The sequence below is a fragment of the Paenibacillus agaridevorans genome (assembly GCF_003112455.1).
GTDB classification, from domain to species: Bacteria; Bacillota; Bacilli; order Paenibacillales; family Paenibacillaceae; genus Pristimantibacillus; species Pristimantibacillus agaridevorans.
This window is the reverse complement of the sequence record NZ_BDQX01000243.1, coordinates 68,905-90,765: the sequence shown is the minus strand read 5'-3', so window position 1 is coordinate 90,765 and position 21,861 is coordinate 68,905. Positions and strand designations below refer to the sequence as shown.

24 protein-coding genes are annotated in these 21,861 nt (G+C 51.7%); all 24 read right to left on the bottom strand.

Annotated features, from left to right (window positions below; all coding sequences use genetic code 11):
• Window positions 1-179, bottom strand: a 179-nt coding sequence (locus PAT3040_RS21440; protein WP_373863965.1) for a hypothetical protein, incomplete at its 3' end; no start/stop codon positions are given.
• Window positions 180-219: 40 nt separating this feature from the next.
• On the bottom strand, window positions 220-570 hold the full coding sequence (locus PAT3040_RS21435) for a L7Ae/L30e/S12e/Gadd45 family ribosomal protein (RefSeq protein WP_087570925.1): 351 nt from the start codon (window positions 568-570) through the stop codon (window positions 220-222).
• Window positions 554-871 (bottom strand): RNase P modulator RnpM, encoded by a 318-nt coding sequence (rnpM, locus tag PAT3040_RS21430; protein WP_087570926.1) that lies wholly within the window; start codon window positions 869-871, stop codon window positions 554-556. The genes PAT3040_RS21435 and rnpM overlap by 17 nt, the downstream gene beginning before the upstream one ends.
• 45 nt (window positions 872-916) lie before the next feature.
• Window positions 917-2,014 carry a transcription termination factor NusA gene (gene nusA / locus PAT3040_RS21425; RefSeq protein WP_087570927.1) on the bottom strand — a complete coding sequence of 366 codons (1,098 nt, stop codon included), beginning with the start codon at window positions 2,012-2,014 and terminating at the stop codon, window positions 917-919.
• Between the two features lie 186 nt (window positions 2,015-2,200).
• Window positions 2,201-2,662 carry a ribosome maturation factor RimP gene (rimP, locus tag PAT3040_RS21420; RefSeq protein WP_108994322.1) on the bottom strand — a complete coding sequence of 154 codons (462 nt, stop codon included), beginning with the start codon at window positions 2,660-2,662 and terminating at the stop codon, window positions 2,201-2,203.
• A 208-nt stretch (window positions 2,663-2,870) separates the two neighbouring features.
• Complete coding sequence (locus tag PAT3040_RS21415) at window positions 2,871-7,178, bottom strand: PolC-type DNA polymerase III (protein ID WP_108994321.1); 4,308 nt, start codon at window positions 7,176-7,178, stop codon at window positions 2,871-2,873.
• Window positions 7,179-7,223: 45 nt separating this feature from the next.
• Window positions 7,224-8,672 (bottom strand): proline--tRNA ligase, encoded by a 1,449-nt coding sequence (proS, locus tag PAT3040_RS21410; RefSeq protein WP_108994320.1) that lies wholly within the window; start codon window positions 8,670-8,672, stop codon window positions 7,224-7,226.
• 10 nt (window positions 8,673-8,682) lie between these two features.
• Window positions 8,683-9,957: an RIP metalloprotease RseP gene (gene rseP, locus PAT3040_RS21405; RefSeq protein ID WP_087570931.1), complete on the bottom strand. Its 1,275-nt coding sequence runs from the start codon at window positions 9,955-9,957 to the stop codon at window positions 8,683-8,685.
• 90 nt (window positions 9,958-10,047) lie between these two features.
• Window positions 10,048-11,187, bottom strand: a complete 1,140-nt coding sequence (locus tag PAT3040_RS21400; RefSeq protein WP_087570932.1) for a 1-deoxy-D-xylulose-5-phosphate reductoisomerase — start codon at window positions 11,185-11,187, stop codon at window positions 10,048-10,050.
• Between the two features lie 19 nt (window positions 11,188-11,206).
• Entirely contained in the window at window positions 11,207-12,001 is a 795-nt protein-coding gene (locus tag PAT3040_RS21395; protein ID WP_108994319.1) for a phosphatidate cytidylyltransferase, read from the bottom strand.
• A gap of 27 nt (window positions 12,002-12,028) precedes the next feature.
• Window positions 12,029-12,799, bottom strand: a complete 771-nt coding sequence (gene uppS, locus PAT3040_RS21390) for an undecaprenyl pyrophosphate synthase (RefSeq protein WP_108994318.1) — start codon at window positions 12,797-12,799, stop codon at window positions 12,029-12,031.
• Window positions 12,800-12,894: 95 nt separating this feature from the next.
• Window positions 12,895-13,449: a ribosome recycling factor gene (gene frr / locus PAT3040_RS21385; RefSeq protein WP_087570935.1), complete on the bottom strand. Its 555-nt coding sequence runs from the start codon at window positions 13,447-13,449 to the stop codon at window positions 12,895-12,897.
• Window positions 13,449-14,177, bottom strand: coding sequence for a UMP kinase (pyrH, locus tag PAT3040_RS21380; protein WP_087570946.1), 729 nt, complete (start codon window positions 14,175-14,177; stop codon window positions 13,449-13,451). Before pyrH ends, frr begins: the two co-directional genes overlap by 1 nt.
• A 115-nt stretch (window positions 14,178-14,292) precedes the next feature.
• Window positions 14,293-14,943, bottom strand: a complete 651-nt coding sequence (gene tsf, locus PAT3040_RS21375; RefSeq protein WP_087570936.1) for a translation elongation factor Ts — start codon at window positions 14,941-14,943, stop codon at window positions 14,293-14,295.
• A 115-nt stretch (window positions 14,944-15,058) separates the two neighbouring features.
• Window positions 15,059-15,757 (bottom strand): 30S ribosomal protein S2, encoded by a 699-nt coding sequence (gene rpsB, locus PAT3040_RS21370; protein ID WP_087570937.1) that lies wholly within the window; start codon window positions 15,755-15,757, stop codon window positions 15,059-15,061.
• A 250-nt stretch (window positions 15,758-16,007) separates the two neighbouring features.
• Complete coding sequence (locus PAT3040_RS21365; RefSeq protein ID WP_108994317.1) at window positions 16,008-16,571, bottom strand: hypothetical protein; 564 nt, start codon at window positions 16,569-16,571, stop codon at window positions 16,008-16,010.
• Window positions 16,564-17,166 (bottom strand): DUF6115 domain-containing protein, encoded by a 603-nt coding sequence (locus PAT3040_RS21360; protein ID WP_108994316.1) that lies wholly within the window; start codon window positions 17,164-17,166, stop codon window positions 16,564-16,566. The genes PAT3040_RS21365 and PAT3040_RS21360 overlap by 8 nt, the downstream gene beginning before the upstream one ends.
• A 56-nt stretch (window positions 17,167-17,222) precedes the next feature.
• Window positions 17,223-17,552: a hypothetical protein gene (locus tag PAT3040_RS21355; RefSeq protein WP_108994315.1), complete on the bottom strand. Its 330-nt coding sequence runs from the start codon at window positions 17,550-17,552 to the stop codon at window positions 17,223-17,225.
• Between the two features lie 42 nt (window positions 17,553-17,594).
• Window positions 17,595-19,007 (bottom strand): flagellar assembly protein A, encoded by a 1,413-nt coding sequence (locus PAT3040_RS21350; protein WP_444980822.1) that lies wholly within the window; start codon window positions 19,005-19,007, stop codon window positions 17,595-17,597.
• 10 nt (window positions 19,008-19,017) lie between these two features.
• Window positions 19,018-19,803, bottom strand: coding sequence for a FliA/WhiG family RNA polymerase sigma factor (locus PAT3040_RS21345; protein WP_087570949.1), 786 nt, complete (start codon window positions 19,801-19,803; stop codon window positions 19,018-19,020).
• A gap of 4 nt (window positions 19,804-19,807) precedes the next feature.
• Window positions 19,808-20,272 carry a hypothetical protein gene (locus PAT3040_RS21340; protein WP_108994313.1) on the bottom strand — a complete coding sequence of 155 codons (465 nt, stop codon included), beginning with the start codon at window positions 20,270-20,272 and terminating at the stop codon, window positions 19,808-19,810.
• Between the two features lie 2 nt (window positions 20,273-20,274).
• On the bottom strand, window positions 20,275-20,769 hold the full coding sequence (locus tag PAT3040_RS21335; protein WP_108994312.1) for a chemotaxis protein CheD: 495 nt from the start codon (window positions 20,767-20,769) through the stop codon (window positions 20,275-20,277).
• Window positions 20,766-21,389: a chemotaxis protein CheC gene (locus PAT3040_RS21330; RefSeq protein ID WP_087570952.1), complete on the bottom strand. Its 624-nt coding sequence runs from the start codon at window positions 21,387-21,389 to the stop codon at window positions 20,766-20,768. Before PAT3040_RS21330 ends, PAT3040_RS21335 begins: the two co-directional genes overlap by 4 nt.
• A gap of 3 nt (window positions 21,390-21,392) precedes the next feature.
• Window positions 21,393-21,854: a chemotaxis protein CheW gene (locus tag PAT3040_RS21325; RefSeq protein ID WP_087570953.1), complete on the bottom strand. Its 462-nt coding sequence runs from the start codon at window positions 21,852-21,854 to the stop codon at window positions 21,393-21,395.
• Between the last annotated feature and the right edge of the window lie 7 nt (window positions 21,855-21,861).

Genomic DNA, 21,861 nt, shown 5'->3' with positions numbered 1-21,861 from the left:
GCCTGCGCAGATCCGGCTGCTCCGCCGCTTTCCTGAGCGCGCTTCGCCGCCGCATTCGCTTTAATGTCGCGGAAGAAACCTTCCACTTTATGAACCATTTCGTTCTCCATTACGCTCATATGGTTGTTGACCGGCAAGTTCAGCCTTTTAAGAATCGTAATAATTTCCTTGCTGCTCATATTTAGCGACTTCGCATATTCATATACGCGAAGCTTATCTTTATTGTCCTGTTTGTTGCTCAATAGGATCCACCTCCGTATTTTGGCTCAGATGATTTTCGATCATTTTTCCGAAGTTCACATCGGTCACGGCAAGAACGACGCGTTCCGCTTTTCCTATCGCCATGCCAAGCTGTTCCCTGTCGTATGCCTCGGCGAGTTGTATTCCGTAGGTGCCGCACTTGTCTTTAAATTTTTTTTTCGTATTCGGAGATGCGTCACCGGCAAGAATGACCAGACAGGCCTTGCCCGATCTGACAGCCTTGAGCACGATTTCATCACCTGTTATAAGCTTGCCCGCACGCATGGCCATGCCAAGCGCCGACAACGCTTTGTCAGGCTTCCTCGTCATCGGACTCCAGCTCCTTTGCGGCTATAAACTGTTCCTCTACCGCAACAAATTCCTTTTCGAGCGCATCATAAATATCATCGCCGACGGACTGCTTAAGCGCCCTGTCCAACGCTTTGGTCTTCTTCGCCAGCTTAAAGCAGCTTACCTTGCCGCACAGATACGCTCCGCGTCCCGCCTTCTTGCCGGTCAGGTCGATCGCGACTTCGCCGGACGGTGTCCGAACAATCCGGATAAGCTCCTTCTTGGGCATCATTTCTTGACAGGCGACGCATTTGCGAAGCGGCACTTTTCTCGGTCTCACCGCACACCCTCCTTTATCTACATCTACGGCACTAGCCCGCCTTTGCTAATCGATCGAGACGGAATCCTGATGCATGGTGCCCATCGCGGACTTCGGACGGCCGTATTCCTGCTCGGCCTGCGTCTCGCTCTTAATGTCGATCTTCCAGCCAGTCAGCTTGGCTGCGAGACGGGCGTTTTGACCTTTGATGCCGATTGCCAGCGACAGCTGATAATCGGGCACGATAACGCGGGCCATCTTTTCCTGCTCGAATACGATAACCTCCAGCACCTTGGAAGGGCTAAGCGCGTTCGCGACATACTCCTCGACATTCTCTGACCAACGAACGATATCGATCTTCTCGCCTTTAAGCTCGCCCACGATCGTCTGCACGCGCATCCCCTTCTGTCCGACGCAAGAGCCGACAGGATCCACCTCGTCATTGCGCGAATGAACCGCAATCTTCGAGCGGAAGCCCGCTTCGCGCGCGACGGAACGAATTTCTACGACGCCGTCGTAAATTTCCGGCACCTCCAGCTCGAACAAACGCTTAAGCAGACCCGGATGCGTACGGGACAAAATGATTTGGGGACCTTTGGTCGTATTTTCGACCTTCGTAATAAAAGACTTCACCCGGTCGCCATGCTTGAACTTATCCGTTGGCATAAGCTCCGTCAGCGGCATTACCGCTTCTACCTTGCCCAGATCGACGAACAGATTGCGAACGTCCTGACGCTGCACGATGCCGTTCACGATATCTTCTTCCTTGTCGATAAAGGCATTGTAGATAAGGCCGCGCTCGGCTTCGCGTATCCGTTGGGTAACGACCTGCTTGGCTGTCTGAGCCGCAATACGGCCGAAGTCTCGCGGCGTAACCTCGATCTCGGCGACATCATCCAGTTGATAATGCGGATTAATTTCGCGAGATGCTTCCACCGTAATCTCCAGTCGCGGATCCAACACCTCATCGACGACCGTTTTGCGAGCATATACCTTAATCACGCCGGAATGGCGGTTAATGTCCACTCTCACGTTCTGAGCAGTGTTGAAATTACGTTTGTAGCTGGATATGAGCGCGGCTTCAATGGCTTCGAGCAGCACATCCTTGGCGATCCCTTTGTCTCTCTCGATCTCTTGCAACGCCTCAATAAAATCCATGCTCATTGGAACGTTGATCCTCCTTTCGAAAATAAAAACGATAATAGTTTTAAAGAGGTAGTTCAAAAAGTCCGCTTCCCATTACGAAGTAATCCTGAAAGTTTACTCGACGTCGAATATTGAATTCAGCCGAACCTTCATCCAATCTACTCGGTACCGATAACCGAACTTTTTGAACACGTACTTAAACGCTTAAAATACAATAGCCAATCTGGCGCTGGCGACTTTGGCGTACGGCAACGTATGCTGTTTTTTGCCTACGCGAATGACGGCTTGCACGCCATCGAACGATACGAGCAAACCCTCAAATTCCTTGGAGCCGTCAACAGGCTCATATGTAGTGATGAACACATGTTTGCCTATCGCCTTAACCACGTCCTCGGGCTTCTTGAGCGGACGCTCCGCCCCGGGGGACGATACCTCCAGGAAATAAGCGCCTGAGATGGGATCGTTTTTATCCAACTGCTCGCTGACGAATTCGCTGATCCGTCCGCATTCATCGATGTCGATGCCTCCGTCCTTGTCGACGAAGATTCTGAGGAACCAGTTGCTGCCTTCCTTGATGTATTCGATATCGACCAGCTCAAAACCTTGTTCGTTGAGGTAAGGCGTCACCATAGCCTCAATCGAGGATTTGATAGTGGATGTGCTCAAATTGAGTAAACCTCCTGTAATGGTTGCGTGCGCGGAAAAGTAAATTCCGCTGATCGGGGCAACGAGAATGTCCGATTACAAAACGTAAAGAGTGGGTTTCCCCACTCTTCTGCATCAAAGATCTATCCTCATCATTGCCACAAAAATTATAACATAATCCCAAATAAGTGACAAGGAATGATTTCTAGCGCTGCACAACGGCCTAGCGTCAGAATAACGACAATTGATTGGATTCCGGCAGTCCGCGGAAGCAGCCCATGCCGTTTAGCACTTCAATAATGGTTTTCGTCGCTTTGGACTTCATCTGGAAGTCCTCGATCGACAGAAACTCCCCTTCATTCCTTGCGGCAGCAATATTGCGTGCTGCATTGTCGCCAATTCCCGCAATTGCGGCAAACGGCGGAATCAGCGAGTCGCCATCCACCTGGAATTTGATGGCATCGGAGCGATACAGATCGATCGGCTTAAACGAGAAGCCGCGAGCCGTCATCTCCAGCGACATCTCCAGCTGCGATACCATGTTTTTCTCCTTTGGCGTTGCGTTGAATCCTTTGGCTTCGATCTCGATCAGCTTGCGCAGGATAGCCTCGTAACCTTGGCACAACAGCTCCAAATCGAAATCGTCCGCACGAACAGTAAAGTAGGTCGCGTAATAATGGATAGGATAATACAGCTTGAAGAAGGCGGTGCGCACGGCGGATATAACGTATGCCGCCGCATGCGCCTTCGGGAACATGTATTCGATGCGCAAGCAGGAATCAATGTACCACGCCGGCACTTTGCAACGTTTCATCTCGTCTATCCATTCCGGCGTCAAACCTCTGCCCTTTCGGACGCTCTCCGTAATTTTAAAGGCGAGACCCGCGTCCATCCCTGCCTTATAGATAAGATACAACATGATATCGTCACGACAGCCGATTACCGTTTTGATATTGCAGGTCCCGTTCTTGATAAGCTCCTGCGCGTTGCCGAGCCAGACGCCAGTGCCATGCGACAATCCGGAAATTTGCAGCAAGTCGGCAAACGACGACGGCTGCGTTTCCTGAAGCATCTGGCGGACGAACTTGGTCCCCATCTCCGGCACGCCATAGGTGGCGACAGAGGAGCGAATCTGTTCCGGCGATACGCCGAGCGCAGCCGTCGAGTTGAACATGCTCATGACTTTTGGATCGTTCATGGGGATTGTCGTCGGATCGACGCCGGTCAAGTCCTGGAGCATGCGCATCATCGTCGGATCGTCGTGGCCCAGAATATCGAGTTTGAGCAAGTTCTCGTCAAAGGCATGATAGTCGAAGTGGGTCGTCTTCCACTCGGCGTTTACGTCGTCGGCCGGATACTGGACCGGAGTGACGTCCTCGACCTCGATATAATCCGGCACGACCACGATGCCGCCCGGATGCTGGCCCGTGCTTCGTTTAACGCCCGTACAGCCGCTCGCAAGTCTTGCAAGCTCAGCCCCGCGCCACTTCTTGTGATGCTCTTCTTCGTATTTTTTGGCGAAGCCGTATGCCGTCTTCTCCGCGACCGTGCCGATCGTACCCGCACGGTATACGCATTTCTCGCCGAACATCTCTTTTGTAAAGTTGTGGGCTATGGGCTGATATTCGCCCGAGAAGTTCAAGTCGATATCGGGAACTTTGTCGCCCTTGAAACCGAGGAACGTTTCAAACGGTATGTCCTGTCCCTCGCCCTTCATCGGCTGCCCGCAATTCGGGCAAGCTTTGGAAGGCAGGTCGAAGCCGCTCGGCACGCTGCCGTCGAGGAACCATTCGCTTGTTTTGCATTCCTTGTTCAGGCACAGATAATGGGCGGGAAGCGGGTTAACCTCGGAGATGCCGAGGAACGTCGCAACGACCGATGAGCCTACGGAGCCCCGGGAGCCGACCAAGTACCCGTCCCGGTTCGACTTCTTCACCAGCTTCTCGGATATGAGATAGTTGGCGGAAAACTTGTATTTGATAATCGGGACAAGCTCCTTCTCCAGCCGGTCGATAACGACCTGCGGCAGATCTTCCCCATACATGGACTTCGCCGTATCATAGCAGGTGTTCCGAATTTCCTCGTCTGCTCCCTCGATGTTGGGAGTAAATAGTTCCTTCGGAAACATGTCGTAGGCCTCAAAGCGATCTGCGAGCGCCGAGGTGTTCGTCACGACGACTTCGCGGGCGCGCGCTTCGCCGAGGAACGCGAATTCCTCCAGCATCTCTTCGGTTGTGCGGAAGTGGGCGTCCGGCTTGCGCATGCCCTTAAGCGGACTGAATCCGGTAATGCCGCCAATCGTGATGTCCCGATACATCTTGTCCCGCGGGTTCAAATAATGTACATTGCCCGTCGCAATGACAGGTTTGCCCAGCGCGTCGCCGATCTGACAGATGCGCCGCATCGCGCCTTCGATCTCGGCCCGGCTGCCCACGAGTCCTTTTTCCACGAGATGCATGTAGAAGTCGATCGGCTGAATCTCCAGCACATCATAGAACTCCGCGATATCCTGCGCTTCTTCATGCGACTTGTTTAGCACCGTTTCGAAAAATTCGCTTTTCTCGCAGCCGGAGATGACAAGCAATCCTTCTCTGAGCTCCACCAGCTTGCTCTTCGGAATGGTAGCAACGCGTTTAAAATATTCCGTGTGGGAAATCGAAATCAGCTTGAACAGATTTTTTTTGCCCACGGCATTTAGAGCATAAATATTGCAGTGAAAAGGACGTTGATTGGATAAGTCCAGACCGACATAATCATTTAATTGATGCAAATCCCTGACGTTGCGCTCCGCAGCGTCGCCTATCAAGCCGAACAATACGCCGCCAAGCGCGACGGAGTCGTCGATGGCACGGTGATGATTGTCCAGGCTGATCTTATACTTGTCCGACAGCGTATTAAGCCTGTGATTCTTCATCGTCGGGTGTAAAAATCTCGCTAATTCCAGCGTGTCCAACACCGGGTTGTTTACTTCGGGCAATCCCAGCGATTTGCAGTTCGCCTGGATAAAGCCGATATCAAAGCGGGCATTATGCGCAACCAGAACATCGTCGCCTATAAATTCGATAAACTCGCTCAGCTTCGGTTCAAGCTCAGGCGCATCCTGCACCATCTCGTCATTAATGTTCGTGAGCTGCTGAATATGATACGGAATTTTCTCATGCGGGTTGATAAAGGTCGAGAACCGATCCACTTCTTTGCCTTCCCGCATCCGAACGCCCGCGAGCTCGATGATCTTGTTGTTTACGACGGACAAACCCGTCGTCTCGATGTCGAATACGATGTAGGTTGCCGTGGCAAGAGGCTCCTGCCGGGAATTCAGAACCATGGGGACCGCGTCGTTGACGACGTTCGCTTCCACGCCGAACAGCACTTTGATGTCATGTTTCTTGGCGGCTTTTACGGCATCGGGATAACATTGCACGTTGCTGTGATCCGTCACGGCAATCGCCTTATGCCCCCACTTTGCCGCCGTCTTCACATAGTCGCCAATCGATGTCACGGCATCCATCGTGCTCATCGTCGTATGCAGATGGAATTCGACGCGTTTTTCCTCGGCATGATCCTTCCGGTCTGGCGGTGCGAGAACCTCATGCAGATCGTTCGGCATCATAACGAGCTCCGGCTCCTGCATAAAACGGTCGTATTCGATCCGTCCGCGCGCCTTCACCCACTTTCCATTTGCGAGCTGAGACAAAATTTTGACATCATCTTTTGTCTTGGCGAACATCTTCATCGCAATGGAATCCGAGAAGTCGGTGACGTTGAAGGTAAAGAGCGTGCTGCCGTTGCGCAGCTCCTTCATATCAAGCCCGAATACGGCGCCTTGCACCGTTATTTTCTTTTCCTCGTCCTGAATGTTCATGAGAGGCACGGCTTCATCGCGAATGTCGTAGCCGACAGCCAATCGCACGGCTTCTTCGCCGTCTTCGCCGGCTTCGCTCTCCGCGTAGGATTCCGCCATCAGTTGCTGAACGGCTTCCCGCTCCTCCTGCTCGATCTTCATCATAAATTGGTCGTAAATCTCCTGGTTCGCTTCCCCTACGGCCAGCTTCACCTTGCATTCGCGGTCAAAGTAAGTCCGATAGAATGAAACGACCGCTTCGTCGACCTTTTTTTTCCGTGCAAGCTCAAGCCCTGTGGAGTCCATGAGCGTCAGCGTAATAGCATCGCCTTGAGCGGCAAGCGCCGCCTTCTGCAACCAGCCGTTAACGGAAGCGATCTCTCGCTGAGCCCATTCCATAAAGAGCGGCCAATATTGCATAACGATATTTTCCGTATCGATGACAGGTTCGTATTGGATCAAAAACGAAACGTCGGCAATGTGATGGAATTTCCGGCGAACCGCTTCACAGAAGCCAGTATAGGCCTGTAAAGGCACTATGGACGTTTTGCGGATGCAAAACGTCCATTCACGGTTGGACTTGCTTACAATTACTTGCTCGATATGGCCATCCTGGAAATAAGTATGAATAAGCTCCTGCGGCAGCTCCGCTTGCTGCATAAGCAGCTCGAAGCGCTGTCGCTTGTCGTTGGTCATGATCGTTCACTCCTGTCGATTCGAACTTTTGGATCTACGCCGATATTAATATGCGCGCGCAAATACGACAGTGTGTTTGGAGGCGTCGCCGCATACCAAACAGGTTGTTTTCTGCGATGCAGGGTTAAACGGAATGTTGCGGCTCGTCGCTCCCGTCTCTTCCTTCACTTGTTTCTCGCATGCCTCGGAACCGCACCAGCCCGCTTCCACGAATCCGCGCTGCTCCTCCAGGAATGCCTTCATCTCGTCCAACGTGTCCACGCTGCGGGAGTTGCTTTCGCGGAACGACTTGGCACGCTCAAACATTTCGACCTGCGTCTCGTCCAGCATACGCTGAACTTCAACAAGAAGATCGGCTTGCTGCACAATGCGCTTTTCCCCTGTAATGCGCGAAACAAGGACGACAACGCCGTTCTCCATATCGCGAGGTCCAAGCTCCAGACGAAGCGGTACGCCGCGCATTTCGTATTCGTTGAACTTCCAGCCAGGGCTTACGTCGCTGCGATCGTCGACGCGGACGCGCACTCCGGCTTTCTTAAGCTCGGCATACAGCTCGTCCACTCTTCCGACCACCTGGTCGCGAGTCTTCGCGGGACCAATCGGAATCATGATCACTTGCGTCGGAGCTACCTTCGGCGGAAGCGCCAGGCCGCGATCGTCGCCATGAACCATGATCAGCGCGCCGATTAGGCGCGTGCTGACGCCCCACGAAGTCGTATGGCAGAACTGCAACGTATTCTCGCGGTCCAAATATTTGATATCGAACGCTACGGCAAACTTTGTGCCCAGGTAATGGGACGTTCCTGCCTGCACCGCGCGCCCGTCCTTCATCATCGCTTCGATGGAATACGTATCCACCGCGCCGGCGAACCGCTCGGAAGGCGTTTTCTCGCCTTTAATAACCGGAATCGCCAAGAAATTCTCGACGAAATTGGTGTATACCTCAAGCATTTGCATCGTTTCCTGGCGGGCTTCCTCTTCGTTCTCGTGCGCCGTATGACCCTCTTGCCACAGGAATTCGCTGGTCCGCAGAAAAGGCAGCGTGCGCTTTTCCCAGCGTACGACGTTCGCCCATTGGTTGATCAAAACAGGCAGGTCGCGATAGGACTGTATCCACTTCGCATACATATGGCCGATCATTGTCTCCGAGGTTGGGCGAATCGCCAGACGTTCTTCCAGCTTTTCGCCTGCCGCCTCGGTTACCCAAGGAAGCTCGGGATTGAAGCCTTCCACGTGTTCCTTCTCCTTTTGGAAGAAGCTCTCCGGAATAAAGAGCGGGAAATATGCGTTGCGATGTCCCGTCTCCTTGAACTTCGAGTCCAGTTCGCGCTGCATGTTCTCCCACAGCTCATATCCTTCCGGACGGAATACGATACATCCGCGCACAGGAGAATAATCCATTAATTCCGCTTTTTTGATGACATCGATATACCATTTTGAGAAATCTTCGCTTTGCGGCGTAATTTCCGTTACGAATCCTTTATCCTTGGACATGAGCGACTGACTACTCCCCTCGTACTAATCGTAAAATATCGTTATAGGTCACAACCAGCATCAATAACATCAACATCGCGAATCCGATGAAATGAACCATACTTTCTTTATTGGGATCGAGCGGCCGCCTTCTGACCGCTTCCAGCCCAAGGAACAGCAGTCTGCTGCCGTCCAGTGCAGGTACGGGCAACAGGTTAAAGATGCCTAAGTACAAGCTGAGCAATGCCGTCCATGAGGTCAACTGTACGATCCCCTGTTTGGCAATTTGACTCGTTACTTCCGCCGTTCTAACCGGACCGCCGAGATCGTCGAGCTTGAACTGGCCCGTAATCAGCATTTTGAAGCTTTCAAAAATATAAACGGTCATATCCTTCATGAGCGTGGCTGATCTCGTAATGGTCTCCCCGAACGATGCCGAGCGATTTGGAGGCGCGGCGCTGATTCCTACCTTGCCTTCGCCGGCTTCATTCGGTTTCGGGGTCACATTTATGCTGAGCGGCGCTCCGTCCCTGACAATATCAATCTTGACTTCCACGTTCGGCGACTTTGCGATAATATCAATCAGCTTGTCGAGATCGGTGCCGATCGCTATACCGTTTATGGAGTTGACGATATCGCCTTTCTTAAGACCTGCTTCCGCAGCGGGCATGCTTTCTTCCACTCTCGTAATGGACATGTAGGTCGGATTCTCTGCCGGAACGCCGACCATCTGGACGTATGCCCCGAACAGAACGAAAGCCAGGATAAAATTCATCATCGGACCGGCAAAAATTGCCATCGCGCGATGGCGCAGAGGTTTGCTGCCGAAATGACGGTCGATAGGAGCAATCTGAGTATCTTTGCCTCTCGCGATCACAAGCGCTTGCGTGTGCACGACATACGTTTCGGACTCGCCCTCTACGTTTAGCCTGATGGACAAGCTGCGCTCCAGATCGACGTGCTCAACCTCGCCGCGAACGGTATCGTTGCGTTCATCCAGGCGATCGAGAAAGATGCGCGTCACCTTATCATCCTTGATCCGAACCGCTACCGTCTGACCTGGCTGAACCTCTACTATTTCGGGATCTTCACCAGCCATGCGGACAAAGCCGCCCGCGGGAATCAGCCTTAGCGTATATCTGGTTTCTCCACGCTTGACGGAGAAAAGCTTGGGTCCGAAGCCGATTGCAAATTCCCTGACGAGAATGCCGGCTCTCTTGGCGAAAAAGTAATGGCCCCATTCATGGATTGTCACAATGACGAAAAAAACGAGCACGGTCATAAATACGACCTGAATTGTTTCCATAGAAGCCTTGCCTCCTGTTCGTTACGGCCTGTACATAGATTATCATTATTCTCCCGTACGAAACAAGAGAACCACTTTCTGGGATGATAGTCAGACCGATGCCGCCAGGCGGCGAGCCCAATTGTCTGCTTCCGCAATGCTTTCCAAATCATTGACTTCGCTGACCTCATGCCGCTCCAGCACCGTCTCCAGCACCCGTTCGATGTCAAGGAAGGCGATCTCCCCTCGAAGGAAACGATCCACGGCGATTTCATTGGCTGCATTATACACGGCAGGAGCCGAACGACCTAATCGACCGCAATCGAATGCCATTCTCAGGCATGGATATCGTTCGAAGTCCATCTCCCTGAAATGAAGCTTGCCGATTGCGGCCAGATCCAGCCTTTCGGTCGGAGTCGTATGACGCTCCGGATACGTTAAGGCATATTGGATCGGTACACGCATATCCGGCATGCCGAGCTGCGCGACGATACTATGGTCGACGAATTCCACATAGGAGTGAATGATGCTCTCGGGATGGATAAGTACGTTTATCTGATCATAAGCAAGATCGAACAGCCAATGCGCTTCAATGACTTCCAATCCCTTGTTGACCATAGTGGCCGAATCGATGGTGATCTTCGCTCCCATGGACCAGTTCGGATGGCTGAGCGCTTCTGCAACCGTCACGCCTTCCAGCTCGCCGCGTGTCCGGTCGCGGAACGATCCGCCGGAGGCGGTGAGCGTAATGCCCCGAACACCTCTCATTGGCTCTCCGTTCAAGCATTGGTAGATGGCCGAATGCTCGCTGTCGATTGGAATGATCGGAACGTTTTTCTCTTGGGCTCGAGCCATTACGATATGACCCGCTGTGACAAGCGTCTCTTTATTGGCTAGTCCGATTGCCTTGCCTTCTTCGATCGCCGCCAATGTCGCCGGCAGGCCGCGACTGCCCATTATGGCCGTAACTACCGTATCTGCGTCCGTCTCCGAGGCCGCTTCGATTAAACCTTCATCGCCGTATACAACACGCGTACCCGCAGGCAGATGCGGCGACACCCGGTCGGCAAGATCTTTGGTAGCCATGCTCACGATTGACGGCTTGAACTCTTTCGCTTGGGCAACGACCAGCTCTGTATTCGAGCCTGCGGTCAAAGCGGTAATCGTAAATCGTTCGGGATGATGCCGAACGATATCCAATGTTTGCGTACCGATTGAGCCTGTGGAGCCTAACAAAGCTATTTTTTTCATCCATGTTCCTCCATTACTGCTACACCGGAATGAGGCCGCATAACAGCAGCAGCGGAAATACGATAATCCAGCTGTCGCAGCGGTCAAGTACGCCGCCGTGCCCAGGCAGCAAAGTTCCCGTATCCTTGATCGCTCTGACCCGTTTGTAGGCAGACTGAATGAGGTCGCCGAATTGTCCGGCGACAGCTGCCACAAGTCCGATCAGCAGCGCCTTCGGCAAGCCAATAATATCCGGGGCCGACAAAGCGAATACAACCGCAACGATTAGTGCCAGCGCAACGCCGCCAAGCGCTCCCTCCACGGTTTTGTTGGGGCTGATTTCCGGCCACAGCTTATGTTTGCCGATCGCTTTGCCCACGAAGTAGGCACCCACATCTGAAGCCCATATACAGCCGAATGACAAGAATGACCAGAAAAGTCCGTTTGATTCCATCGTACGGACATCAATCATAGCGGAGAAGCCATAGCCGACGTAGATGGCTCCTAGCAGCATTAGAGCGGCACCGTCGATAGTAAAGTTGTTTTTGCTCAAAACGGTAACGGATAACAGCAGAAACATAAGCATCCATACGATGGTGGGCATCGAAGGAATCGCAATCTCCCAAGAAGCCCAGGGCAGCACAAACAGCAATACGCCGGCATAACCAACCAGTGCGGCTGGATGCAGCGGCTTAACGCCATTCATGCGTACATATTCACTAAATCCGATAATGGCAAGCAGAATGAGCAATCCGGTATAGAAAGCGCCTCCCGCGATCGTTAGCGCAACAAATAAAGCCCCGGCGAGAATACCCGTTATCAATCGTTGTTTCAAAGGATGGTCACACTCCGTCTAGTTGCGCTACACGCCGCCGTATCGGCGGGCGCGGCGTCCATACTCTTCTATCGCTTCATGAAAATGTTGTTCCGTGAATTCCGGCCAATAGACGTCCGTAAACCACAGCTCGGAGTACGCCAGTTGCCATAACATGAAATTGCTTAATCGGAGCTCTCCGCTTGTTCGAATGAGAAGATCCGGATCCGGCAGTTCGCCGGACAGCAGCCTTTGACTGAATAACTCATCATTGATCTGTTCGGGTGTCAGCTTGCCCTCGCGCACATCCGCAGCGATCGCTTGCACCGTCTCCAGCATCTCCTTGCGGCTCCCATAATTGAGGGCGAAGTTTAGAACTAGCCCCGAATTGCCGGCTGTCTTCGATATTGCCTCTTCAACCGCGCTAAGCGTGTGAGGCGGCAAGTCCTCTCGATGTCCCATCATCTTAACCTGCACATTGTTCGCGATCAGATCTTCCAGCTCGATCTCCAAAAATTGCTGAGGCAGCTTCATCAGGAAATCCACCTCCGCTTTTGGACGTTTCCAGTTTTCAGTCGAGAACGCATACAACGTCAAATATTTGACGCCAAGCCGATTAGCCTCGATGGTTATGCGCTTCACGGTTTTCATGCCGGAATGATGGCCTGCCATGCGAGGCAGACCCCTGCGCTTGGCCCAACGGCCGTTCCCGTCCATAATGATCGCTACATGTTCCGGTACATTCTCGGGCGGAATGCCTTCGGTATGCGGTAAGGACGCTTTCGCTTTGCTTCGATTTGCCCAAAGCCGCTTGATCATCTGACTTCCTCCCAATCAGAAATAAGAAATGAGAAAACCTCTATCGGGAGCCGCAATGCGTTTGCGGCCGCGTGTAGAGGCAGGTTCTTCGCCAATCAGACTTCCATAATCTCTTTTTCTTTGGCGGACAATACTTTCTCGACTTCCGCGATAAATTTGTCGGTTGCCTTCTGGATATCTTCCTGATGGCGACGGGATTCATCTTCGGAAATATCGGATTTCTCCAGCTTTTTAATATCGTCGTTCGCATCTCTGCGAATGTTGCGGATGGCGACCTTTGCTTCTTCGGCGAATTTTTTTGCTGTTTTCACAAGATCGGCACGACGTTCTTCCGTAAGCGGCGGTACCGAGATACGAATCGCGGAACCATCGTTGGATGGAGTAAGACCGAGATCGGATTTCAGAATCGCTTTCTCGATTGCGGATACGGACGATTTGTCCCATGGTTGAATCATCAGCGTGCGGCTGTCAGGCGTATTAATATTCGCAAGTTGGTTAAGCGGCGTCATTGCACCGTAGTATTCAACCTGAATCCGATCGAACAGAGCGGGACTTGCTTTTCCCGCGCGAAGCGTGGCCAGATCGCGCCGGAACGCTCCAATTGCTTTATCCATGCGCTCATCGGCGCTTTTTTTGATGCTTTGCGGCATTATTTCGCACTTCCTTTCACGATCGTGCCGATCTTTTCGCCAAGGACGACACGTTTAATATTTCCGTTCTCCGTAATCGAGAAGACAATTAGCGGTATATTGTTATCCATACATAACGAGGATGCCGTAGAATCCATCACGCCAAGATTGCGGTTGAGCATATCCAGGTAAGTCAGCTCTTCGAATTTCTCCGCAGTGTCGTCCTTAAATGGATCGGCCGAATAGACACCGTCCACCTTGTTTTTCGCCATCAGGATAACCTCGGCCTCAATTTCAGCGGCGCGCAGCGCAGCCGTTGTATCCGTAGAGAAAAACGGGTTGCCCGTGCCTGCTGCGAAGATAACGACGCGGCCTTTCTCCAGGTGACGAATCGCACGGCGGCGGATATACGGTTCTGCGATTTGTTGCATAGCGATCGAAGTTTGAACGCGAGTTGGCACATCGATTTGCTCTAGCGCGTCTTGAAGCGCAAGCGAGTTCATGACCGTCGCCAGCATGCCCATGTAGTCGGCCGTAGCACGATCAATTCCTTTCGCCGTACCGGCGATGCCTCTCCAGATGTTGCCGCCGCCAACGACGATGGCAACTTCAACGCCAAGCTCCACGACTTCCTTTACTTGATTGGCAATCGACGAAATAACCGATGCCTCGATGCCGTAGCCTTCCTGCCCGGACAAGGACTCTCCGCTTACTTTCAACACGATGCGTTTGTATACAGGATGCTCCAACATGTTAACCTCCATCATGCACCTCGGGTGAGGTTCTTTGAATTGTATTTCTGATTGTTCCCGTTTCAAAAAAAGGAGGCGGGGCGGACGCCCCGCCCCGCCTCTCGCGTTCGGATTACAGTTTTGCTTGAGCCATAACTTCTTCTACGAAATTGTCGACTTTTTTCTCGAGGCCTTCGCCAAGCTCGTAACGAACGAAGCGACGGATCGAGATGTTTTCGCCGATTTTGCTGATTTTTTCGTTCAGCAAGTTGCTGATCGTTTTGTCTGGATCTTTAATGAAGCTTTGCTCCAGCAGGCAATATTCCTCGTAGTACTTGGAGATACGTCCTTCGACCATTTTTTCAACGATTTTTTCTGGTTTGCCTTCGTTGAGAGCTTGGTTTTTAAGGATTTCTTTTTCCTTTTCGATCTCGTCGCCAGGAACTTCTTCGCGGCTTACGAATTTCGGATTAGATGCAGCGATTTGCATCGCGATATCTCTGGCGAATTCGCGGAATTGGTCCGTCTTCGCAACGAAGTCCGTCTCGCAGTTGACTTCAACGATAACGCCGATACGGCCGCCTGCATGGATGTAAGACTCTACTACGCCTTCAGTGGCGATACGGCCAGCTTTGTTCGCTGCTGCCGAAAGGCCTTTTTCGCGAAGCAATGCGATCGCTTTTTCAACGTCGCCGCCTGTTTCGTCAAGTGCTTTTTTGCAATCGAGCATGCCTGCTCCCGTTCTTTCACGAAGCTCTTTAACCGCGCTAGCGCTAACTGCCATAAAAAACCCTCCTAAAAGTTTGCCTCATAATTTTTGTCAAAAAAAGGGTAGCGAGAGGTTTGCACCATCTGACCACCCTTTGTTGTTTGCTAAATTGTAAATTCGCAAGTATGGCTTAAGCCGTTGTTTGTTCGCCTTGGTTAGCTTCTACGATAGCGTCCGCCATCTTAGCTGTCAGCAGCTTAACCGCGCGGATTGCATCGTCGTTACCAGGGATAACGTAGTCGATTTCGTCCGGATCGCAGTTCGTGTCGACGATGCCTACAATTGGGATACCCAATTTGCGAGCTTCGGCAACCGCGATGCGCTCTTTGCGCGGATCGATGATAAAGAGCGCGCTTGGCAGACCCTTCATGCCTTTGATGCCGCCCAGGAATTTCTCAAGACGTTCTTTTTCTTTGCGAAGGATGATAACTTCTTTCTTAGGCAGAACCTCGAAAGTGCCATCCTCTTCCCACTTCTCCAGTTGCTTCAGACGATCGATACGCTTCTGAATCGTTTGGAAGTTCGTCAGCGTGCCGCCGAGCCAACGTTGGTTGATGTAGAAGTTGCCGCAACGCTCAGCTTCTTCCTTTACGGAGTCTTGAGCTTGCTTTTTCGTGCCTACGAACAGCATTGTGCCGCCTTCAGCCGCGATCGATTTAACAAAGTTGTATGCTTCGTCAACTTTTTTAACCGTTTTTTGCAAGTCGATAATGTAAATTCCGTTTCTTTCTGTGAAGATATAACGATCCATCTTAGGGTTCCAGCGACGAGTCTGGTGACCGAAGTGTACCCCAGCTTCGAGAAGCTGTTTCATGGAAATAACCGCCATTTCTTCAACACCTCCTGTAATGGTTTTTGTGTGTCCCTCCGCCGTTCGCTTCTTCCGTCGAAACTTTCGCCGGGCGAAAGCACCGTCAACGGAATTGAGCGGCGTGTGTTTTTAACACCGTCAATTAATATATCACATTGTACTGACGCATGCAACAAGCTTTTCTCAATATTTGCCGAATTTCGTTGAATTTATCGTTTAATTCCCGCAATGAAACGCTCTGCGCCGCCATAGGATGGCGATAGACATTTCACCTTGCAGGATATCTTTCGGCTTGTTTGGCCGTAATCGGTTTTCCGGAGACAATGGCGGCTGCTTGCTCCGCGTTTAGTTCATCGCGGTCAAACAAAAAATAACCGGCTCGTACCGGCGTACTTGATGATTTCATCTCATCGATAAATGATTGCGAATCCTTAATAGCGCCAGCTTGCAGCAGCAGCTCGGCTGTTTCGGTAAGACTCATGCCGGGCTTGATCCGTACGACAAATGGTTCGAAAGGTTCGGAGGTTTCCTCGGCAAGAGGCGTATCGGACGGAGCTTCCGTAGGCGTCGCAGCAGTCGCTTCCGGCTGAAGCGATGGTACAGGCTCCTCCGACCCGGCTGCGGCTTGATCGCGGGAATCGGTTGAAGCTTGCGATGCCCCGCTTTCAACGGGCTCTTGCGAGGAGGGTGGCAAGCCGCCTTGTTCAATCTCCTTGCCAAGCTCATCCAATCGATTCTGACTGGATTCGCCCATGTAGAACAACTGAAGCAGCATGGCGCCGACGATAATGCCAAGCCCTAATCCCAACAAAAATGAACGTTTGTTAAACATGCCGCGCCTCTTCCTGCTTGGCAAGGCCGATGATCAATTGAACCTCGCCTTTGTTCATGCCAAGTTTTTTGGCAATCGCTTCGATGGATTTGCCCTCCTGATACAGGCGGAACAGATCCGAGTATCTGGATGCTATGGATTGTGATTGGTCGGAAGGTCTCGCGCTTGATTGCTCACTTAGCTGAGATTGCGCATCATGGTAGTCCAAGCGGGAGCTCTCCCCTTGTGCCGGCATCGAAACAACAGCAGCTTCCTCATGGACGGGTACGTTAGCAGCGGCCGCCGCTGATGCTGTGTTCGCCAGCTTGTCCAGCGTTTGCTGCAGTTGATCGCCCAACGCCTCGCAACGTTGTTCCAACGCGGCTATGCGTGCATCCTTGCGTTCCGTTTCCTGCTTGGAGTCTGCCTGCGCATTGGCGATCATCTCCATTAGCTCTTCATTATCCTTCTCCATATTCTCCATAAATTGCTCCAGCGCCGTCTCCATGTTCTGCACAGACTGTACAGGCGGATTCGGCGCTTTATTCCTGGGCAGGCTGAGCGCCCATACTGCTATAACGGCGCCCAGCAACGCGATGTAATGCCATGGCTCCACCTGAACTACCGCCCTTCCATTTTGTTAAAGAGAAATCGGACTTTTTGAACAACCTTTTAAAGCTTGACGTCAAAGCGCAGTCCTTTGTAGGGGTGCGGGGATTCCGGAGGCAGCTCCTTCGCGGATTCATCCTTGCCATGTCCCTTGCCGCGGCCTTGTTGTCTCGGGTCACCGCCTCCGTTTTTCTCCTGGTCGGCTTTAATTCCCGAGTTCGAAGACTGTTCGACCGCCGCGCTTTGGGATCGCTGCGCTTCAGTATGTTTCTCCGTTTGATGTGCGAGCATGTTCTGCTCCGTAATCGGTCGTTGCGCCGCTTGCTGCTGCATGCCGCTAAACTCTTGTGTTCGTGGAACGGATATTTGAAAATCTAACGGTTTGAACGTCATCGATTTCCCTCCTTCGCCACATTCTTACCTGCAAGGGGATGTTTACGGATGATAGGGTGCCAAAGCAATATCGCCTTCCATTAATCGGAAGGATACTCTTTGCGCACTGTCTTTAACAAACTTGGTATAACGGCCGATTACAATCTTTACGCCGCCATATATCGTACCGCTCACATCCACCTTGGAACGTCCCGAATCCTCAAGTTGTTTCTCGATTTTGAGCATACGATCTTTGCATTCGTCGATGGTGGCAACCGTCTGGCGTTTGGTCGCGTTCAGCTTGATGCGCATAGCCAACCGATCCGGTGACAATTGGCCCGCGGCCGCCATCTGATCAAGAATAACCAGCGCCTTTTCGGTTTTGTCCAGACTGTCAACCGATTGCCTGAGGGATGTACGAAGCTCCATGAGCTCGTCCCTGAGTTGTGGATTAACGCCCGCTTCTACGACGGTATTCGTTGACATCGGATTGCCGATCGTCCTCGCTAATACGGTTTCTCCGGCTTGCACGATTCCGCCGACGATTAACCCCTTTGCACCAGAACATATGACGCTGTGTCCCGCTTTTACTTGAGAATGCATAATGCTTTGGGAGACCAATACATCAGCGCCGGCGATGACAATGCCGTCTTGAATGAAAGAGCAGCGTATATTGTTTTGCGCTCTTACGTAACCCTTGTTGCCAGCCATAATACCGCCGGTAATCTCAATGGAACCGTCGGACTCAAGCTCGGCGCCTTCGACTCCCCCAATAATACGAATATCGCCAGATGCCTTTACTCGGAAACCGCTAAGCACGTTGCCGCGAATAACGACAGTACCTACAAAATCGATGTTTCCTACGCGATAGTCAACGTCGCCATTTACTTCGTAAACGGGGAATACGTTGATTTTCACCTTATCCGTAAGCGTAATCAACCCATCGATTGCTGCATACAAGGCAGAACCATCCCCGCCCTGCACGACGTTTTTGCCGACTTTGAAGTGAGCGCGCTTGCCGTATTTCGGAGGAATCTCTTCGCCTGTGACCGTTCTTCCCGGTGGACCAGCACTTGGCTCTACCAGCTCGGCAATCAGTTGACCGCGTTTTACGTTTTTTAGTTGATTGACTTGCTTGAAGTCTATCTTGCCATCTTCGCCCTCTGCTGGGCGACGCTCGTCATTGTCCATATCGAAAACGAATCGTATCATGCCGTCTTTGCCCGGACTTGGACTCTGGCCTTGCGCAATAATCGTCTGTTCCCTGCAATAAGCTAGAGGATTTCTGCTTATTCCATCCAGCACGTCGGTTCGGAGACCATGGACAACTCCCTTACTTCGCACGAAGAGCTCTAACTCATCGGCCGTACAAGCAAATTCGTCCGTAATTCGAATGAATGCTATAAAGGCAGTCAGCTTGTCCGCCGACGTTTGCAAGCGTAAATACGAATCCAGTTGTTGATTGTCCACCTGTATCCCCCCCTTCCTATTGCTGCATTAATTGATCTTTATGTTTAGCCAACACTCCACGAAGACGAAGAATGGCCTTCGAGTGCAATTGGGAAATTCTCGACGGTGACAGCGACATAACCTCGGCTATTTCGCTTAAGGACAGCTCCTCATAATAGAATAGGGATACGACGGTCCGCTCCTTCTCCGTCAATCGATCTATTCCTTTTACTAACGATTCCTTCAAATAAACTTCATGCACGGTTTGTTCCGGTTTTTTGGCCTTGTCGTCTACGAGCAACGACATGCGAGTCTCCGATTCCTCTTCCCGAATGGGATCCTCAAGGGAGCAGATCGACGCAACCGATATATCTTGCAGCATGACGGTAAATTCCTTTTCCGTAATTTGCAGATACCGGCTTACTTCCGCGTCGGATACAGAACGCATATATTGCTGCTCCAGCACTTGATAGGCGTCCTCGACGCGTTTAGCCTTCTCGCGCACGGAGCGCGGCACCCAGTCGCCTTGACGTAGCCCGTCGATGATGGAGCCGCGAATACGCCATGATGCGTACGTCTCGAATTGCAATCCTCTTTTATAGTCGAATTTCTCGATGGCGTCAATAAGACCCATGACTCCGTTGCTGGCCAGATCGTCTTTAATGACGTTTTTAGGCAGTCCGATTGCCATGCGATTCGTAACAAAATCGACAAGCGGCAAATAATTTTCAATCAGGCTTTTTTTGGCTTCGATATCCCCTTGCTCTTTCCATGCTTGCCACATCTGGATGTTCGTCAAATGAGGCGACTTTAGCTCTGGCATTGACTCACTCTCCTGTCAGGTGACGTACGGCTTTCGCCAATTCCTCTGGTTGTTTGCCGGCGGTAGATACGAGTTGCGGCGGAGACAATGGTTTGAAGCTGCTTGCTCCTTCATTAGCGCCTTCTTTTACCGGCTGCGTTGCTGGCTGTGGCGAAGAAGATGCTCCTTGCTGCAATTGAGCCTTTAACAGTTGGTTCAAATCATCCGACTCGTCTGGCGTACGCAAGTCCATCTCGGCGCCTCGCGGATCTTCAGCCTCCTCTTCGCTGGGACCCATTGGGATCGCCGGAGGCTGCAATATTACGCCCAAAACGAACCGGGCGGCAAATGCGACGACGAAAAAAGCCACGAATGCATATAAACTTCTCATGAGTATAACGGACATGGGATTATTCCCCAAGGAGAATATGACGGTCAGACCGACTCCCGCAATACCGAAACCCACATTCCATCTCCATGAACCCAGCATTGTTAAATCTCCTTTATTCCAAACTGCACGCTCCGGATCATGAGTATGCCACTGCCGCTGTCGAACTCGATTGTCCGTCCGTAATTCCCCCCCGTATCGTGGGATACGATTGGAATACGAAGTCTGTTGAGCATGCTCATACAAGATTCCACGTTACGCGGACCTATTCGGAGAGTATCCGATTGCCCCGCAAACGCGAACATCTGAGCGCCGCCCGCCATCTTGGCTTGAACCCGATTCATGTTCGCGCCAAGCACGGTCATTCGATTTAGCAGCTCCGGAATTGCGGTATCTGCATATTTTGCCAGATTGATTTGCGCTTCCCTGGCAATATCCGATGATGGCAGCATAACATGCGCCATTCCGGCAATGCCGGATTTCGAATCGTATAATGTTAAACCGACACAGGATCCAAGTCCCGTTGTCTTCAATAAGGCTCCGCCATCCACGACGTTTAAATCCGCCATTCCTACCTTTACAAGCGTCTGTCCTGTCATTCTCGCCCGACTCCCAATGATCGAAATATTTTGCCGAAGGAGCCGGGATCGGGAATGAGAAAAAAATGTCCTTCCAACGATTGATGATCTTCGAGAAACGTTGTCTCTATTAGCAGAGCCGAATCTCCCATCTCGCCATATTGCATCAGTCCGTAGCTCAGGATGGCGCCGGCCATATCATGGGCAATAGCGGGTACAGAAGGCATCATGGGCAGTTGAGTGAAATCAGCTAATGACGAGAGGTACGACCCTGCCAATATGTTGCCGATTTCGCATAAAGCAGACAACTCCATCTCGGAGTAACCTTTATCCCCTTCGTCGTGTCTTAATGACAGCAGTTGATTCAGCATCCGCTCAGCGGAATTTTCCTCGATTAGAAAAAACATGTTTCCCGGGGCTTCGCCTTCCACCCGCAGGAAAACTCCGAGCACGACCTGTTCGGCTCCTCCCACAAGCTCGGCGATTTCCTCGAAGGGCAGCAGGCTGACCTTCGGTACCGCCATGTCTACCGGCTTGTTCAAGAGCTTGGACAACGCGGTGGCCGCATTGCCTGCTCCGATATTCCCCACTTCTTTGAGTACATCTAATTCAAAAGCTTCAAAGTTCTTAAATTCGGCCACCTATTAAACCTCCAGCTGTTCGAGCTGGATAATCTCGTTTTTGTTAAGAACCTCTGACAGATTAAGCATGATCAGCAGACGACCTTCGCCTAATTTGGCAATGCCGCGCAAATATTTGGCTTTAATACCGCCGACGATCTCCGGAGGATTGTCAATCGTGTCCGAATCGATATCGATAACGTCGTTTGCCGAATCCACGATAAAACCGACTTCCAATTCATTTACGGCTACGACAATAATACGGGAATTTTCCGTTGGCTGGGTTTCGCTGAGATTGAATCTACCTCGCAGATCGATAACAGGAACAACGACGCCGCGCAGATTAATGACACCTTTAATGAAAGCAGCCGTTTTGGGAACGCGTGTGATAGGCGTCAGTCTCTCGATTGTGCGCACTTTATCCACTTCGATGCCATACTCTTCCTTGCCAAGCGCGAATACGATAACCTTCAATTCTTCTCCCATTGTAAAC

Bases quoted from the DNA above. Each gene is read 5' to 3' on its own strand.
- PAT3040_RS21435 (WP_087570925.1), bottom strand. From the start codon at position 570: ATGACGAGGAAGCCTGACAAAGCGTTGTCGGCGCTTGGCATGGCCATG.
- nusA (WP_087570927.1), bottom strand. From the start codon at position 2,014: ATGAGCATGGATTTTATTGAGGCGTTGCAAGAGATCGAGAGAGACAAA.
- PAT3040_RS21415 (WP_108994321.1), bottom strand. From the start codon at position 7,178: ATGACCAACGACAAGCGACAGCGCTTCGAGCTGCTTATGCAGCAAGCG.
- proS (WP_108994320.1), bottom strand. From the start codon at position 8,672: ATGTCCAAGGATAAAGGATTCGTAACGGAAATTACGCCGCAAAGCGAA.
- rseP (WP_087570931.1), bottom strand. From the start codon at position 9,957: ATGGAAACAATTCAGGTCGTATTTATGACCGTGCTCGTTTTTTTCGTC.
- PAT3040_RS21400 (WP_087570932.1), bottom strand. From the start codon at position 11,187: ATGAAAAAAATAGCTTTGTTAGGCTCCACAGGCTCAATCGGTACGCAA.
- uppS (WP_108994318.1), bottom strand. From the start codon at position 12,799: ATGATCAAGCGGCTTTGGGCAAATCGAAGCAAAGCGAAAGCGTCCTTA.
- frr (WP_087570935.1), bottom strand. From the start codon at position 13,449: ATGCCGCAAAGCATCAAAAAAAGCGCCGATGAGCGCATGGATAAAGCA.
- tsf (WP_087570936.1), bottom strand. From the start codon at position 14,943: ATGGCAGTTAGCGCTAGCGCGGTTAAAGAGCTTCGTGAAAGAACGGGA.
- rpsB (WP_087570937.1), bottom strand. From the start codon at position 15,757: ATGGCGGTTATTTCCATGAAACAGCTTCTCGAAGCTGGGGTACACTTC.
- PAT3040_RS21365 (WP_108994317.1), bottom strand. From the start codon at position 16,571: ATGTTTAACAAACGTTCATTTTTGTTGGGATTAGGGCTTGGCATTATC.
- PAT3040_RS21355 (WP_108994315.1), bottom strand. From the start codon at position 17,552: ATGACGTTCAAACCGTTAGATTTTCAAATATCCGTTCCACGAACACAA.
- PAT3040_RS21345 (WP_087570949.1), bottom strand. From the start codon at position 19,803: ATGCCAGAGCTAAAGTCGCCTCATTTGACGAACATCCAGATGTGGCAA.
- PAT3040_RS21340 (WP_108994313.1), bottom strand. From the start codon at position 20,272: ATGCTGGGTTCATGGAGATGGAATGTGGGTTTCGGTATTGCGGGAGTC.
- PAT3040_RS21335 (WP_108994312.1), bottom strand. From the start codon at position 20,769: ATGACAGGACAGACGCTTGTAAAGGTAGGAATGGCGGATTTAAACGTC.
- PAT3040_RS21325 (WP_087570953.1), bottom strand. From the start codon at position 21,854: ATGGGAGAAGAATTGAAGGTTATCGTATTCGCGCTTGGCAAGGAAGAG.